Source organism: Variovorax sp. 10L426 (assembly GCF_056395305.1).
This window is the reverse complement of the sequence record NZ_JBFTJF010000007.1, coordinates 187,269-202,073: the sequence shown is the minus strand read 5'-3', so window position 1 is coordinate 202,073 and position 14,805 is coordinate 187,269. Positions and strand designations below refer to the sequence as shown.

Here is a 14,805-nt window from a genome sequence, read left to right as displayed (position 1 = left end):
TCGTCCCTACGGGGACAGGGCGGGGAGGTATCTGCTGCGACGCAATGTGACAGCGTCCTCCGCGCTCCCTAGAATCGGACGATGAGGTCCGCCAGAGCATGGTTGACGGTATGGATCCTCCTCGCCCTTGTGGTGGGAGCGGCCAATGCCCAAGCCGTGCCCGACGACGCCTCGTCCGCCACGGCGAATGCCGGGACGGTGGTCCTGATGGAACTCGATGGCGCGATCGGCCCGGCGACGGTCGACTACATCCACCGCGGACTCAAGCTCGCCGAAAAAGAAAACGCGCGGCTGGTGGTGATCCAGATCGACACGCCCGGCGGGCTGGACGCCTCGATGCGCGACATCATCAAGGACATCCTCGCGTCACCGGTTCCGGTCGCAAGCTTTGTCGCGCCCAATGGCGCCCGCGCCGCCAGTGCCGGCACCTACATCCTCTACGCCAGCCATATCGCGGCCATGACGCCCGCTTCCAATCTCGGCGCCGCGACGCCGGTGGCCATCGGCATGCCGACCCCGGCTGCGCCGACCGCGAAGCCCGAGTCGCCGGCCAAGGGAGAAGCCGCCGGCGATCCCATGACCGCCAAGCGTCTTGCCGATGCGTCGGCCTACATCCGCAGCCTGGCGCAACTGCGCGGGCGCAATGCGGATTGGGGTGAAAAGGCGGTGCGCGAATCGGTGAGCCTGTCGGCCCAGGAGGCGCTGGAGAAGAACGTCATCACCCTGATCGCGCAGGACGTGTCCGACCTGCTGATGCAGGTGAACGGGCGCGAAGTGCAAACGGCCAAGGGCAAGGTGCGCCTGGCCACGCTGCGGTCGGAAGTGCTCGTGGTGGACGCCGACTGGCGCACTCGTCTGCTGTCGGTGATCACCGAACCCAGCCTGGCGCTGATCCTGCTGATGGTCGGCGTATACGGCCTGCTGTTCGAGTTCTCCAACCCGGGCTTCGTGTTGCCTGGCGTGGTGGGCGCCATCAGCCTGATCGTCGCGCTCTTCGGCCTGCAGATGCTGCCGATCAATCTCGCGGGGCTGGGGCTGATCTTCCTGGGTGTGGCCTTCCTCATCGCCGAGGCTTTCCTGCCGACCTTTGGCGTGCTGGGCGTGGGCGGCATTGCGGCGTTCTGTGTCGGCGCGCTGCTCTTGATCGACAACGACGTGCCGGGCTTCGGCGTGCCGCTGTGGCTGGTGGGGCTGCTGGCGCTCGGGTCCGCGGCGTTCATCCTCGTCGTCGGCGGGATCGCGGCGAAAACGCGACGACGGCCGTTGGCGGTCGGTGTCTCGACGCTTGTCGGCGCCACGGGCGAACTGATCGAGTTCGCGGACGGCGAGGGCTGGGCGCAGATCCAGGGCGACTACTGGAAGGTGCGCGGCGCGGAGGGCCTGAGCCCCGGACGGCGCATTCGCGTCACGCGCGTGCAGGGCCTGGCGCTGCAGGTCGCCGAGGACAAGGAAAGCCCGGCCGGAGCCTGACCATGTTCATCAACTTCAGCCTCTTTTTCATCGGCTTCATCGTGCTGCTGCTGGCGATGCTCGCGGCCGCGTCGCTGCGCATCCTGCGCGAGTACGAGCGCGGCGTGGTGTTCCAGCTCGGGCGCTTCTGGAAGGTCAAGGGGCCGGGGCTGGTGATCCTGATCCCCGGGGTCCAGCAGATGGTGCGGGTGGGGCTTCGCGTGATGGTGCTCGACATTCCCAGCCAGGACCTGATCACGCGCGACAACGTGTCGGTGAAGGTGAACGCGGTGCTCTACTTTCGCGTCATCGACCCCGAGAAGGCGATCATCCAGGTCGAGAAGTACTTCGAGGCCACCAGCCAGTTGGCGCAGACAACCTTGCGCGCGGTGCTCGGCAAGCACGAACTCGACGACCTGCTGGCGGAGCGCGAGCGCCTCAACCTCGACATCCAGAAGACGCTGGAGGCGCAGACCTTCCTCTGGGGCATCAAGGTGACCAACGTCGAGATCAAGCACGTGGACCTGAACGACAACATGGTGCGCGCGATTGCCCGGCAGGCTGAGGCCGAGCGCGAGCGGCGGGCCAAGGTGATCCATGCCGAGGGCGAACTGCAAGCGTCCGTCAAGCTGGCCGAGGCCGCCGAGATCCTGGGTCGCCAGCCGCAGGCGATTCAGTTGCGCTACCTTGAAACATTGACTGTGATCGCGGCCGACAAGAATTCGACCATCGTCTTTCCGCTGCCACTCGAACTGATCGGGCCGTTGATGACGTGGCTGGACCGGAAGCCCGGGCCGCCCGGCGGGTCTGGTTCATAGCTGCTTGTCGTTCAGGTGCCGAATGCGTCCAGGCCCTGCACCAGCCGCTTCGACAGGCGGGGCTGCCGGAGCTGCTCCAGCCACCATTCGAGCGCGCGGCCTTCGTGCTCGCCGCGCCAGGCCACGTAGAGGATGTTCGGCTCGCGCGGGTCGGCGGTCTGCTTTTCGACCAGTTCGCCGCGCTTGAGCAGGGCGCCGGCGCGTTGGCGAGGCAACCAGCCGACGCCGAGGCCCTCGCGCTGCGCAAGAATCTTCGCGCGCATGGTCGGCACCGCCAGCACGGGCTGGCCGCCATGGATGCCGTAGGCGCTGCCCGCGGTGGTGCGCGATGAGTCGGCGACGACCACCGCACGGTGGCCGGTGACCGCATCCCGGCCGAGCGGCTCTTTCGCCGAAGCGAGGGGATGACGCGGCGAGACGGCAAAGACCCACTCCATCACGCCGAGTTCGAACCAGCGCAGCCCCTCGATCGACGGCGGCTCGTTCGTCGCCCCGATGACGATATCGGCACGGCCGTCGCGCAAGGCCTCCCAGGTGCCTCGCAGGACTTCGTGCGTCACGCGCAGCGGAACGCCCGATTCGAGCGCATCGAACGCGCCGATCACCGGCAACAGCGTTTCAAATTCGATGATCTCGTCGGTCACGATCCACAGGCGGTCTTCCCAGCCGCTGGCGACCTGCCGAACCCGCTGCGAAAGCCGCGACACGTCCACTGCCAGCCGAGCGGCCTCCTGGGCAAGGAGCTGCCCGGCGGGCGTCAGCTGCAACCGGTAGCGGCGCCGGTCGAACAGCAGTGCATCGAACTTCTCTTCGAGCTGGCGCGCTGCGTGCGAAACGGTTGAAGGCGCCTTGCCGAGCCGCGCGGCGGCGCGCGACAGGCTTCCGCTCACCCGAATGGCCTCCAGGAGCGCGAGTTCGTCGTCTGAGAGCATCGTCGAGTCCTTCGAACAAGTTGGGCGAAATGATGGCACGAAGGCCCAAGACGTTCGAAGTTTTCGCACATGTCCGCACCGGAAACCGGCACGTCAAAAGTGCGACTGAAGCCGACCATTCAGTCACGGTCATTTCACCGGAACTCAATGGAGCACATCATGGAACGCTTTCAAGACAAGACAGTACTGATCACCGGCGGCACGAGCGGCATCGGCCTGGCCGCCGCCAAGGCCTTCGCGGCGGAGGGCGCGCGCGTCGTCGTCACCGGCCGCGACGCCGCCGCGCTCGAAAAGGCGCAAGCCGAACTCGGGCCGAAGGCCATCGCCATTCGCAATGACGCCGGGGTGCCGTCGGCCGCGAAGGAACTGGCCGCCGCCATTGCCGGCCACGGCCTGAAGCTCGACGCCGTCTTCCTGAACGCCGGCGTCGCGAGATTCGCGGGGCTGTCGGATGTGACGGAAGCCTTCTGGGACGACATCTTCAACATCAACGTCAAGGGCCTGTTCTTCCAGATCCAGGCCGTGACGCCGCTGCTCGCGCAGGGCGCGTCGATCGTGATCAACGGCTCGATCAACGCACACATCGGCATGCCCGGCACGGCGGTCTATGCGGCCAGCAAGGCGGCAGTCATCTCGCTCGCCAAGACGCTGTCGGCCGAACTGCTGCCGCGCGGCGCGCGCGTCAACGTCCTCAGTCCTGGCCCCGTGCGGACGCCGATCTACGGCAAGCTCGGCCTGGACGCCCCCACGCTGGAAGCCACCGCGGCGCAGATCCAGGCGCAGATTCCGCTTGGCCGCTTCGGCACGCCGGAAGAAATCGCCGCCACCGTGCTTCACCTCGCCGCGCCGGAGTCCGCCTTCATCGTAGGCACCGAGATCGTGGTCGACGGAGGCATGAGCCAGCTTTGATCGGCACCCCCGGTGGCACCGGGCCGTGGCAAGATGCCCCGTCTTTGTCTCGATCCGGTGCCATCGCATGCTGGTCAATTGCGTCGTCTACGAAAACGGCATCAAGCTTGCCGACATTCCCGTCTCCAGCATCAGCGAGTACGTGTCGCTGCCGGGCTGCTTCGTATGGGTGGCATTGCACGATGCCACGCCCGAGGAACTTGCCGAGGTGCAGATCGAATTCGGCCTGCATCCGCTGGCGGTCGAGGACGCCCAGCACGGTCATCAGCGGCCGAAGGTGGAAGAGTACGAAGGCTCGCTGTTCGTCGTCATGCACCTGCTGGAGCCCGACAAGCACGACAAGTTGGAGCTGAACGTCGGGGAGGTCGATGTTTTCGTCGGCACCAATTACGTCGTTTCGGTGCGCAACCGCAGCGAGCACGGATTCGTTGAAGTGCGCGAGCGCTGCGAGCGCGAGCCCGAGCTGTTGAGGAACGGCCCGGGCTTTGTGCTGTATGCGCTGATGGATGCGGTGGTCGACCGCTACTTCCCGATCATCGATGCGTTCGAGGTCGAGCTGGAGACCATCGAGCAGCGCATCTTCACCAAGGGCGAGGCGCGCGAGAACGTCCGGCGCCTGTACGAGTTGAAGCAGCGGCTCACCCTTCTCAAGCATGCCGTCGCGCCGCTGCTCGAAGGCGTCGGCAAGCTGCATGGGGGTCGCGTGCCGCAGATCTGCATGGGTTCGCAGGAGTATTTTCGGGACGTGGTCGACCATCTGGGGCGCATCAACGCGTCCATCGACGCCATCCGCGACACCATCGGGACGGCGATCAGCGTGAACCTGTCGATGGTCACGATCGAGGACAACGAAGTCACCAAGCGCCTGGCCGCATGGGCAGCCATCTTCGCGGTGTGCACGTCCTTCGCGGGCATCTGGGGCATGAACTTCAAGAACATGCCGGAACTGGATTGGCGCTTTGGCTACCCGGCCGCGCTGGTGGTCATCGTGGCGCTCTGCGGCTATCTGTATTACCGCTTCCGGCGCGCCGGCTGGGTCTGAGGCGGCGCCGCATTGCCTTCGGCGAAAAGGCTCGCGAGATCGACTTCCTGCTCCGCCGCGGCGCCGGCGATCACGCGCTGCTCCAGTTCGTCGAGATGCGCCATGGCCGCGGAAACGGCACTTTCGAGCGACGGACCCGTCAGCGCCTCGATGATTTCCTCATGCTCCCTCGGCGCGCAGCTTGCAGCTTCCACTGTGTCGTAGAGGGCCTTGTAGAGCTCGGTGTTGGACACCAGCCGCTGGATGTAGGAGAGCAGTTCGTCGCTGCCCGCCATTTGCGCGAGCAAGAGATGGAAGTCGCCCGCCAGCCGGATCGAGTCCTCGCGCCGTCCTTCCTTGAAGGCGCGCTGCTCGGCCAGGACATGCTTGCGAAGCGCCGCGGTCTGCTCGCGCGACAGCTGGCCGAACAGCGTCGTGATCAGGCCGGCTTCGACGATGCGGCGCGCGCGGTAGATGCCGCGCATGTCGTCGATCGACGGGTTCGGCACGAAAGCGCCACGGTTGTATTCGAGGTCCAGCTTCTTTTCGGCGCCCAGCCGTGCTAGCACCTTGCGGATCGCGCCGCGCGTGCAGCCGAGCGCTTCGGCCAGCGCGCGCTCGCGCAGCGGCGTGCCGGGCCGGAGCTTCCCGCTGAGGAGCGCCTTCGAGACCGCCGCGTAGACGCGTTCGTCCACGCTCGCATCGGTGGTCGATGCGTCGTCGCTCGCGTTGTCGGCGGATTCCGCCGGACTCGGTGGCGTGGCGGGGTCGGTGGTGCGGCGGCGGACGGACGTGGGCATGGAGATCCGGTGGGTGGCGTCGGCGGAGGCCGACCGTCACCGGAAATGTTAACCGTGGCGCTGGCGTGTCTGGCGGCGGCGTTCAGCGTGGCGGGCGACCCGGCATGAAGGCCAGCCGTCCGTCGGGGGTGCGCTGGCACGTCCCCTGCAGCGCTTCGCCGTGGCGGCCGGGGACCTGCAGCCCGGCACCCTCCGCCTGGCCTTCGCAAGCCTGCATGAACTCGGGCGGCAATGGCCGGCCGCCGTGAGGGGGAGGAGGAGGTGGTGGCGGCATCATGCAGCCCTGAAGAATCGCGGCGAGGGCAAGCAGGCCCCATCCCCGGGTTCGGATCATTGTCGGTTTCCTTGTCGTTGCGGGAGGCGCTCATGGTCGCGCGCAACTTCGGAGGAATGTGGGAGGGCGGGATACCCGCGCGGCGCTCAGTCGGCGGGTTCTTCGAACGCGAAGCCGACGCCGTAGACGGAACGAATCCAGTCGTGCCCCGGCCCGGCGGCGGCCATCTTGCGGCGAAGGTTCTTGACGTGGCTGTCGACGGCCCGTTCGGTCACGTCGGCCGTGTCGTCGTAGGCGAGGTCCAGCAACTGCGCGCGCGAGAAGATCCGGCCCGGTTGTCGCGACAGCGCCTGGAGGAGGCGGAATTCGAGGCGGGTGAGGGCGAGCGGGGTGCCGTCCAGCGTGGCGCGCCACTGGGTGTCTTCCAACTGGAGGCGTCGCGGGGGTGGGGGCGATACCGTGTTTGCCGTGCTGCGACGAAGTACCGCAGCGACCCGCGCGACGACTTCGCGCGGCGAGAAAGGCTTGCACACATAGTCGTCCGCGCCGAGTTCGAGGCCGAGGAGGCGATCGACTTCCTCGATGCGGGCCGTGAGCATGATGACCGGGCGCGTCGTGTGCAGCCGCGCCCGCTTCAGAACGGCCATGCCGTCGAGCCGCGGCAGCATCACATCGAGCAGGGTGAGATCGGGCGCCGGATCGGCGACCATTCGCGCCAGTGCGCTCTCGCCATCGGCGACGCGCTCCGCCTCATAGCCCGCGTGCCGCAGATAGTCCACCAGTACCGATGCGATGTCGTCTTCGTCCTCGACGACCAGGATGCGCGTCATGCGGCATTCTCCAATGGCAAGGTCACGATGATCCGCAAGCCGCCGAGCGGCGATGGCGCTGCGTCGATCGAACCTCCATGCGCTTCGAAGGTGACGCGGCAGATGGCCAGCCCCAGACCGGAGCCACCGAGTGCCCGGCTGCGCGATGCCTCGCCGCGGAACAGCCGTTCGAACAGGCGAGGCAGTTCGTCGGGCGAAACGCCGGGCGGGCTGTCGTCGAAGTGAAGAACGAGGCGTTCCGTCTCGTTACCGCTCTCAATCCGTGCCCCGATGCGCAGGCGACCGCCGGCGTCGGTGTACGACAGGGTGTTTTCGAGCAGGTTGATGAAGGCCTGATGCAGGCCGCGCGTATCGCCGCGTGCTTGCGGCTGGCGCTGGGCGGTGAGTGCATCGATCTCGGTCGCATCCAGCGAGATGCGGCGTTGCGCGAAGCGCTCCCGCGTCAGCGCGAGAGCTTCTTTCAACAGGGCCAGCGGAAACACCGGGACCAGGAGCGGCGAGGCTCCGTCCTGCTCGCGCATGCTGCTGCGCAGGTCGTCGACCAGTTGGCCCAGCCGCATCACCTGCCGGTGCAGCCGAAGTGCGGTCTTGTCGTCGAAGCTGCGCACGCCGTCCTGCAGGGCCTCGATTTCGGCGCGCATCGCCGCCAGCGGCGTGCGCAGTTCGTGCGCAACATCGGCGAGCCAGGCGCGGCGCGATGACTCGATGCCGTCCAGCCTCTCTGCCATGTCGTTGAAGGTGCGGCCCAGCAGCGCAAGTTCATCGCTTCCGTGCACCGGCACGCGCGCATCCAGGCGGCCTTGCGCAATGCGTTGTGCGCCTTGCGTCAACGCATCGATGGGTGCAAACCAGCGGCGCGCGAGCAGCCAGGAAAGAAGCAGTGCGATGGCGAGGCCCGCGACGCCGGTCCAGACGACGAAGCTGGATTGCTGCGCGACGAAGGCGCGGTCGGCGTCGTTCGCCAGTCCCTCCAGCGGCGCCAGCAGCAGCGTGCCGATCAGGTGCTCGCCGTCGCGCAATGGAAGGCGTGCGGCGGACGCAGGATCGACCTTCGCACCGGCGACCCAGTCACCCTTGGCGTCGACCAATCCCAGGCGGCGATAGACCGAATCCGGATTGCTCCGCGGATCGTCGCGCGGTCCCGGCTGCGACGATGCAGTTCGTCGCGGAGGCAGCAGGTCGGGCGGCAGTGGCGGCGGACCGGGAGATTCATTGGGTGGTGGCCCTGTCTCCCACGGCGGTGGGCGGAAATCTTGCGGCGGCCAGGGGGGCACGCGCCGCAAGGCGCCATCGGGGGACGGTCTCCCGATCTCCGAGTCGCGCTCGGGCGGCGGCGCGAAGATGCCCATCTGCAGCCGATGCCAGGCCCCCTCGTCACCGCGCAGGTCATCCCAGTTGCCGTGCGCCGCATGGCGCTTCTTCAACAGATCGGCGAGCCAGTCCATGCGCCGGATCTCGATCTCTGCAACGTAGGGGCCGAGTCCGCGCTGCAAGCCGAGGCGCGAGAAGGCCGCAAAGATCAGCAGCAACGCCAGAAGGAGCACGGCCAGCGCGAGGAAGATCTTTCGGAAGAGCGTCAGACGGGGCATGGAGCGATGGACGGGCGTGCCGCATTTTGCGGGATGCCGCAGCACGTGCGGCGCAAGCGGCAGCCGGATCAGGCCGCGATCGAGACCGCGATCTCGGCGCTGTAGCCGCTCGTGGCGTCGCCGCTGAAGTTCACCATCTCCAGCGCGGTGCCGTCGCTGAAGACGTTGTCGGTGGCGAAACTGATCGCGTTCAGGTTGACCACGCTTTGCGAATAGCCGGCGGTGCCGGTGTAGATGGCGCGCAGGGTCTCGGTCGGAAAGGCCAGCTGCGTCGTCTTGACTTTGCCGCTCGCCGATTTCGCCGTCGAGAGGTTCGGATAGATCTCCAGGTGCATGTGCGGCATGCGTCCCGAATAGCAGCCCGGCACGACGGTGGTGAAACTCACGCGTCCGTTCGCGTCCGTCTCCTGCACGCCCCGCAGGTGATTGTCGGTCAGGCTCTGCGTGGTGTAGACGGAGTAGGTGCCCTCGCGGGTGCAATGCCACAGGTAGATGGCGTAGCCCGCGAGCGGCGCGCAGCTGCTCGTCGTGTTGGTGAGCGTGATCGTGATCGTCAACGGCGCGCCAGCCACTTGTATCGTGCTGCCGATGTTGGCGCGGATGTCCGAGCGGACGATGCCGTCCAGCGCAAGCACGTTGTAAGTGGCGTTGCTCGCGTTGGAGCCGTCGGCCGGGTACGGCCCCGCGGTCTCTTCAGGCACGACCTGGCAACTGCCCGAATTGCCGGAAACGCTGGTGCTTGCGGATGTGGAGGATGTCGTGGACGTGGCAGCGCTGCCTGTCGTGGCGGTCGTGCCCGTGGCCGTCGTCGCCGCCGATGAAGAACCGGTCGCCAGGATCGGCGACAGCGTCGATGCGCCGGACGAGGTCGTGCTTCCGCTGCCGCCGCCGCCACAACCGGCCAAGGCGCAGAGGCCGAGCGAGCCGATGGCGCCCAGCGCGTGGCGCCGCGCGACGTCGGGCCGGCCGATCCGGGGATGGGTCTTTGCCATGTTCATTTCTCTCCAGCGCCAATGGCGCGAAGCGCCGACTTTGCGTGGCGATCTGGGAGAAAACGTGGAGTCCCCGTTTTGTCAATACACGTTGGCGATGGCGCCCTGCAGCGGCAACCGCAGGGTGATGCCGAGGCCACCCAACGGCGAGGGCGCGGCGTAGAGGCGACCGCGGTGCTCGGCCACGATCTGCGTGCAGAGCGCCACGCTCGCTACGGCTTCGGTGTCTTCGCGCTGTCGCGCAACGCCGGCGGAGGCCGCGTCGAAGCAGCGCGCCAGTCGCGGCTCGCTGGTGTCGGGTGTCGTGTCCATGAAATTGACGACCGCGTGCGTGCCCTCGATGCGGCCGAGCACGCGCAGCGTGCTGCCGGCGTGCATGGCGCGGCATGCCAGGTCGACGATCTGCCCGAACACCTCCTGCATGCCCGAACGATCGAGGAGGACGGGCAGGGGATCGGCGGGAAGCCTGAGTTCCAGCGCCATTCCGGCGGCTTGCAGGCGGGCACGCAGGGATTCCGACATCTGGCTGAGCAACTGCCGGATGTCGGCCTGGTTGCGCGGCCCCGCCGTGTGGGGCTTCAAGACGGGGCGAGGAGGCCGTCGAACGGTATCGGTCCGCTGCTGGAGGATGCGCCAGAACACGAAAAGCAGGAGGCTGACAAAGACGGCGATGCCGAGTTGCGCTGGGTTCATTCGATGCGGTGTGGGTTGCGATGGACCGCATTAACCCCCGCCGCCGCGCTGCGCGCAACAGCTCCCGGGCGGCGTGCCGGGCCTTCAAGATCTCTCCTCAATCGAGGCGCAATGCGGACTCTGGAAGCCCCTGTCGAGGCCGGCGTCTAGGTATTAACGCGAGATTGACGCCGCGGATCGTCACCCATACCATTTAGTTTTGGTTAACCAAACATGTTTTGTTTGGTCAACTATATAATCCAACCCTCACAGAGAGCGAGGCCTCAAGTGAACCCCGTCAAATGGCTGGCCTTGCTGCCGGTGATTGCCTTTTTCAGCGGCGGATGGCTGTCCGCCTTCGCCCCCACCTTCGTCCTCGGGATGCCCTTCCTCATGGTGTGGAACGTGTCCTGGCTGGTCCTGACCTCGCTGATCATGGTCGTCATCGACCATAGCGAGGGCGACCTCGACGCGCCCGACGCAGCAGCAGGAGACGCACGATGAACGCCGCACTGCTGATCATTGCCCTCTTCGTCGTCGGCGCGCTCGCGCTGGCGGTGCTGGCGCGCCGTGGCCGCAAGATGAGCCTCGAGCAATGGGCGCTGGGCGGACGCGGCCTCGGCGCCCTCATGGTGTTCCTGCTGATGGCGGGCGAATCGTTCTCCACCTTCACCTTCCTGGGTGCGAGCGGATGGTCCTACAGCAAGGGTGCGCCGGCCTTCTACATCCTGGCCTACGGCGGCCTCGCCTATTTGCTCGCCTTCTGGATGCTGCCGGCCATCTGGCGCTATGCGACGGCGCACAAGCTGGTGTCGTTCTCCGACTTCTTCGCGAGCAAGTACGACAGCCGCGCGCTCGGCGTGCTGGTTTCCATCGTGGCGTTGATGGGCATGGTGGCGCTGCTCACCATCCAGTTGCGCGGGCTGGGCATCATCGTCTCGGAGGCCTCGTACGGCACGATCGCGCCGCAGGTCTCGATCTGGATCGGCACCGCGGTGATGGTGGTCTACATCCTGTTCTCGGGCATCCACGGTTCGGCCAGCATCGCGATCGTGAAGGACATCCTGATCCTCGCGCTGGCGATCTTCCTCGGCATCTACCTGCCCTGGCACTACTACGGTGGCGTCGCGCCGATGTTCACCGCCATCCACGCGTCGAACCCGACCTTCTTCGAGTTCCCGAAAGAGGGCCTGACCCTCACCTGGTACAACTCCACGATCCTGCTCACGGCGCTGGGCTACTACCTGTATCCCTTCAACCTGACCTCGGTCTATGCGGCCAAGAGCGCGAGCGCGGTGCGCCGCAACACGATCCTGATGCCGCTCTACCAGATCGTCATTGCCTTCCTCTTCCTGGTGGGTTTCGCGGCCATCCTGAAGGTGCCGGGACTCAAGGGTGCGGAGATCGACCTGGCGCTGTTCGGCCTTGCCAAGGCGACATTCGACCCATGGTTTGTCGGCATCATCGGCGGCACCGGCGTGCTCACCGCGCTGGTGCCCGGCTCGATGATCCTGCTGACCGCATCCACCGTGATCGGCAAGAACATCTACAAGGAAGGCTTCTCGCCGCGTGCGACCGACCAGCAGGTGTCGAGGGTCGCCCGCGCCGTGCTGCCTCTGTTCGCGCTGGTGGCGGTGTACTTCGTGCTGCGCGGCGGCACGACCATTGTGTCGATCGCGATCTTCGCGTCCAGCCTGCTCACGCAGTTGCTGCCGTCGCTTCTGTTCAGCCTGCCGAAGCGGTCCTTCGGCAACAAGCAGGCCGCCTTCGCCGGCATCCTCTCGGGCGGCGCCGTCCTGGGCTACGTGATGATCGCGAACACCAGCATCGGCCAGATGTTCCCGAACGCACCGGCGGGCTTCAAATCGATGAACATCGGGCTCGTGGCCCTGGCGACCAACACGTTGGTGTTCACGCTCGTCACGCTGCTCGGCCGGCGTCCGGTGGCGCGCGATGCTGCGGCTGTACCGGCCTGACCCTCGCCACTTTTTCTTCGTATCGAGCTTTCCATGTCCCAGTCTTCCTCCCTTCTCATCCGCAACGTGCGCCCGCTGGGCGCCGTCCCGGTCGACGTGCTGGTGCACGGTGACAGGCTCGCCGCCATCGGTGCGGCGCTGCCGATGGAAGACGACTGCGCGGTGGAAGAGGGTGGGGGCGCTTTGCTGATGCCCGGACTTGTCGAGGGCCACACGCACCTCGACAAGACGATGTGGGGCATGGACTGGTATCGCAACGAAGTGGGCACCCGACTCGTCGACAAGATCGACAACGAGCGCGCCTTCCGCGCGGCGAGTGGTCATGACGCGGCGCGGCAGTCGCTCGCGCTCGCCAAGGCCTTTCTCGCGCTCGGCACCACGCGGCTGCGCACGCATGTCGATATCGACACGCAGGCCGGCCTGCGCCATCTCGAAGGCGTGATTCGCACGCGCGATGCGATGCTGGCGCTGCAGCAGATCCAGATCGTGGCCTTTCCGCAATCGGGGCTCCTGCAGCGACCCGGCACGGCGGAATTGCTCGACCGTGCGATGGCCGAAGGCGCCGATGTGCTGGGCGGCCTCGACCCCTGTGCGATCGATGCCGATCCGGTGCGTTCGCTCGACACGCTCTTCGGCATCGCCGAACGCCATGCCTGCCCGATCGACATCCATCTGCACGAGCCGGGCGCGATGGGTGCCTTCTCGCTCGAACTGATCCTGGAGCGCACGGCCGCGCTCGGCATGCAGGGCAAGGTAGCGATCAGCCATGGCTTCTGCCTCGGTGAACTGCCCGAACGCGAGCGCGACGTGTTGCTCGCACGCATGGCGAAGCTCGGCGTGGTGCTGATCACCAGCGCGCCGCCATCGCGCATCGTGCCGCCGCTCATGGCCTGCCGGCAGGCCGGCGTGACGATGCTCGGCGGCAACGACGGCATCCGCGACACCTGGTCGCCCTACGGCAATCCGGACATGCTGGAGCGCGCCATGCTCATCGGCCTGCGCTACAACCTGCGCCGCGACGATGAACTCGACATCGCGCTCGACTGCGTCACGCACGCCGGTGCGCGGGGCTGTGGCTTCGAAGCGTATGGACTGGTGCCCGGCAGCCGTGCCGACCTGGTCCTGGTCGATGCGCAGACCGTCGCGCAAGCGGTCGTGTCGCGGCCGCCGCGGCGGCTCGTCGTGGCGGGCGGTCGCATCGTCGCGCGCAACGGCGAACTGCTGCCGGGCGTGGTGTCCGCGTGACCCGGGCCGGAAAGGGCCGGCAAGAAGCGGGCGCAAGCGAAAGCGGATTTGGTTTCGCGCTTGCGATCGTGCTGGTGGCGCTCAATCTGCGTGCGTTCCTGACATCGACGAGTCCGCTGCTCGAAGCCATCCGCGCCGCCACGGGGCTGGGTTTTCATTGGGCCGCGATGCTCACCGTGCTGCCGATGCTGGCGATGGGGCCGATGTCCTTGCTCGGCGTCGCGGTGGGGCAGCGCCTGGGTGATCGGGCGGGCATTCTGCTCGGGTTGGCGACCATCGCCGCGGCCTGTGCGAGCCGATTTGTCGCCGACGCGGCGCTCCCGTTGCTCGTCAGTGCGGCACTCGCGGGCATCGGCGTCGGACTGGTCCAGGCGCTGATGCCGGCCGTCATCAAGCGCACCTGGCCGACGCGCGTGGGATGGGCGATGGGTTTGTATTCCGCAGCGCTCATGGGGGGCGGCGGGCTCGGCGCCGTGGGCAGTCCCTGGATCGCGCGTGTCGCCAACGATTGGCAAGCCGGGCTCGCGGCATGGGCCCTGCCGGCTGCGCTCGCATGGCTGGTGTGGTTTCTCGTGACGCCGGCTGAATCTGCCCGTCCGAGAGGCCGACACAAGGATGCGCGCTGGCTCCAATGCTTCGGAAATCGCCGCGCGTGGTTGCTGGCGGCGTACTTCGGTCTGATCAACGGCGGCTACAGCAGCCTCGTCGCCTGGCTGCCGCATTTCTACGCGCAGCAAGGCTGGAGCACGGAACGCGCAGGCGCTGCGTTGGCATGGATGACCGTGGCGCAATTGATCGCCGCGCTGGTGATGCCTGCGCTGGCGCGTGGTCGCCGCGATCTGCGGCCCTGGCTCGCTGCCATGTTGCTGGCCCAGCTGGCCGGCTTCGCAGGCCTGTGGCTCAACGCACCCGCCTCGGGCGTCGTCGCGCTGCTTGGCTTCGGGCTGGGCGGCGCCTTCGCGCTGTGCATGGTGCTGGCGCTCGACCATTTGCCCGATCCCAGGCAAGCAGGCACCCTGGCTGCCTTCATGCAGGGCTTCGGCTTCATGATCGCGGCGCTGGCGCCTTTCGTGACAGGCTGGGTGCGCGAGTCCAGCGGCGGCTTCGGATCGGCGTGGATCTATCTGGGGACCATCGTCATGCTTCTGCTGCCGCTGACCTGGTTCTTTGATCCGCGGCGTTACGCGCGGGTGACGGCCGGGCTCTTCGATGCGCGCCGACCATCGGGGGGCGCAGCCATGCATCAGCCGGCTTCGGCTGCAGTCAAGTGAATCGAGAAAAAGGAACGTTGATGTATC

15 protein-coding genes are annotated in these 14,805 nt (G+C 67.0%); 8 read left to right on the top strand and 7 right to left on the bottom strand.

What is annotated here, in order from left to right; translation table 11 throughout:
- The first annotated feature begins 81 nt into the window (after window positions 1-81).
- Both AC1DHL_RS12690 and AC1DHL_RS12685 read left to right on the top strand, forming a co-directional pair.
- Entirely contained in the window at window positions 82-1,470 is a 1,389-nt protein-coding gene (locus tag AC1DHL_RS12690; protein WP_478162187.1) for an NfeD family protein, read from the top strand.
- A 2-nt stretch (window positions 1,471-1,472) separates the two neighbouring features.
- Window positions 1,473-2,267 (top strand): slipin family protein, encoded by a 795-nt coding sequence (locus AC1DHL_RS12685; RefSeq protein WP_478162186.1) that lies wholly within the window; start codon window positions 1,473-1,475, stop codon window positions 2,265-2,267.
- Window positions 2,268-2,278: 11 nt separating this feature from the next.
- Here AC1DHL_RS12685 and AC1DHL_RS12680 read toward each other — a convergent pair whose 3' ends face one another.
- Window positions 2,279-3,199: a LysR family transcriptional regulator gene (locus tag AC1DHL_RS12680; RefSeq protein WP_478162185.1), complete on the bottom strand. Its 921-nt coding sequence runs from the start codon at window positions 3,197-3,199 to the stop codon at window positions 2,279-2,281.
- Between the two features lie 159 nt (window positions 3,200-3,358).
- On the opposite strand from AC1DHL_RS12680, the gene AC1DHL_RS12675 reads away from it, so the two are divergent.
- Together AC1DHL_RS12675 and corA are read left to right on the top strand one after the other, a co-directional pair.
- On the top strand, window positions 3,359-4,108 hold the full coding sequence (locus tag AC1DHL_RS12675) for an SDR family oxidoreductase (protein WP_478162184.1): 750 nt from the start codon (window positions 3,359-3,361) through the stop codon (window positions 4,106-4,108).
- 67 nt (window positions 4,109-4,175) lie between these two features.
- The gene (gene corA / locus AC1DHL_RS12670) at window positions 4,176-5,150 is read left to right on the top strand and encodes a magnesium/cobalt transporter CorA (RefSeq protein ID WP_478104489.1); all 975 of its coding nucleotides are present in this window, start codon (window positions 4,176-4,178) and stop codon (window positions 5,148-5,150) included.
- Here corA and AC1DHL_RS12665 read toward each other — a convergent pair.
- The 6 genes from AC1DHL_RS12665 to AC1DHL_RS12640 form a co-directional block, all read right to left on the bottom strand.
- Window positions 5,120-5,929, bottom strand: coding sequence for a GntR family transcriptional regulator (locus AC1DHL_RS12665; RefSeq protein ID WP_478162183.1), 810 nt, complete (start codon window positions 5,927-5,929; stop codon window positions 5,120-5,122). The two genes, corA and AC1DHL_RS12665, sit on opposite strands and share 31 nt — an antisense overlap.
- An 82-nt stretch (window positions 5,930-6,011) precedes the next feature.
- Window positions 6,012-6,263, bottom strand: coding sequence for a hypothetical protein (locus AC1DHL_RS12660; RefSeq protein WP_478162182.1), 252 nt, complete (start codon window positions 6,261-6,263; stop codon window positions 6,012-6,014).
- Window positions 6,264-6,349: 86 nt separating this feature from the next.
- Complete coding sequence (locus AC1DHL_RS12655; protein WP_478162181.1) at window positions 6,350-7,033, bottom strand: response regulator; 684 nt, start codon at window positions 7,031-7,033, stop codon at window positions 6,350-6,352.
- Window positions 7,030-8,622 (bottom strand): ATP-binding protein, encoded by a 1,593-nt coding sequence (locus AC1DHL_RS12650; protein ID WP_478162180.1) that lies wholly within the window; start codon window positions 8,620-8,622, stop codon window positions 7,030-7,032. Before AC1DHL_RS12650 ends, AC1DHL_RS12655 begins: the two co-directional genes overlap by 4 nt.
- Before the next feature lie 68 nt (window positions 8,623-8,690).
- The gene (locus AC1DHL_RS12645; protein ID WP_478162179.1) at window positions 8,691-9,614 is read right to left on the bottom strand and encodes a dioxygenase family protein; all 924 of its coding nucleotides are present in this window, start codon (window positions 9,612-9,614) and stop codon (window positions 8,691-8,693) included.
- An 81-nt stretch (window positions 9,615-9,695) separates the two neighbouring features.
- A complete protein-coding gene (locus AC1DHL_RS12640) occupies window positions 9,696-10,307 on the bottom strand; it encodes an ATP-binding protein (RefSeq protein WP_478162178.1) in 612 nt (203 codons plus the stop codon).
- 267 nt (window positions 10,308-10,574) lie between these two features.
- Between AC1DHL_RS12640 and AC1DHL_RS12635 the strand changes: the two genes are divergently transcribed.
- Genes AC1DHL_RS12635 through AC1DHL_RS12620 form a run of 4 tightly spaced genes read left to right on the top strand, consistent with a single transcriptional unit; the run spans window position 10,575 to window position 14,778 of the window.
- Window positions 10,575-10,790, top strand: coding sequence for a DUF3311 domain-containing protein (locus AC1DHL_RS12635; protein ID WP_478104500.1), 216 nt, complete (start codon window positions 10,575-10,577; stop codon window positions 10,788-10,790).
- A complete protein-coding gene (locus tag AC1DHL_RS12630; protein WP_478162177.1) occupies window positions 10,787-12,262 on the top strand; it encodes a sodium:solute symporter family protein in 1,476 nt (491 codons plus the stop codon). Before AC1DHL_RS12635 ends, AC1DHL_RS12630 begins: the two co-directional genes overlap by 4 nt.
- 33 nt (window positions 12,263-12,295) lie before the next feature.
- Complete coding sequence (locus AC1DHL_RS12625) at window positions 12,296-13,507, top strand: amidohydrolase family protein (RefSeq protein WP_478162176.1); 1,212 nt, start codon at window positions 12,296-12,298, stop codon at window positions 13,505-13,507.
- Complete coding sequence (locus AC1DHL_RS12620; protein WP_478162175.1) at window positions 13,504-14,778, top strand: cyanate transporter; 1,275 nt, start codon at window positions 13,504-13,506, stop codon at window positions 14,776-14,778. Before AC1DHL_RS12625 ends, AC1DHL_RS12620 begins: the two co-directional genes overlap by 4 nt.
- Window positions 14,779-14,805 lie beyond the last annotated feature (27 nt).

Coding starts and splice junctions, on each gene's coding strand:
- AC1DHL_RS12690 (WP_478162187.1), top strand. CDS start 82: ATGAGGTCCGCCAGAGCATGGTTGACGGTATGGATCCTCCTCGCCCTT.
- AC1DHL_RS12685 (WP_478162186.1), top strand. CDS start 1,473: ATGTTCATCAACTTCAGCCTCTTTTTCATCGGCTTCATCGTGCTGCTG.
- AC1DHL_RS12680 (WP_478162185.1), bottom strand. CDS start 3,199: ATGCTCTCAGACGACGAACTCGCGCTCCTGGAGGCCATTCGGGTGAGC.
- AC1DHL_RS12675 (WP_478162184.1), top strand. CDS start 3,359: ATGGAACGCTTTCAAGACAAGACAGTACTGATCACCGGCGGCACGAGC.
- corA (WP_478104489.1), top strand. CDS start 4,176: ATGCTGGTCAATTGCGTCGTCTACGAAAACGGCATCAAGCTTGCCGAC.
- AC1DHL_RS12665 (WP_478162183.1), bottom strand. CDS start 5,929: ATGCCCACGTCCGTCCGCCGCCGCACCACCGACCCCGCCACGCCACCG.
- AC1DHL_RS12660 (WP_478162182.1), bottom strand. CDS start 6,263: ATGATCCGAACCCGGGGATGGGGCCTGCTTGCCCTCGCCGCGATTCTT.
- AC1DHL_RS12655 (WP_478162181.1), bottom strand. CDS start 7,033: ATGACGCGCATCCTGGTCGTCGAGGACGAAGACGACATCGCATCGGTA.
- AC1DHL_RS12650 (WP_478162180.1), bottom strand. CDS start 8,622: ATGCCCCGTCTGACGCTCTTCCGAAAGATCTTCCTCGCGCTGGCCGTG.
- AC1DHL_RS12645 (WP_478162179.1), bottom strand. CDS start 9,614: ATGGCAAAGACCCATCCCCGGATCGGCCGGCCCGACGTCGCGCGGCGC.
- AC1DHL_RS12640 (WP_478162178.1), bottom strand. CDS start 10,307: ATGAACCCAGCGCAACTCGGCATCGCCGTCTTTGTCAGCCTCCTGCTT.
- AC1DHL_RS12630 (WP_478162177.1), top strand. CDS start 10,787: ATGAACGCCGCACTGCTGATCATTGCCCTCTTCGTCGTCGGCGCGCTC.
- AC1DHL_RS12625 (WP_478162176.1), top strand. CDS start 12,296: ATGTCCCAGTCTTCCTCCCTTCTCATCCGCAACGTGCGCCCGCTGGGC.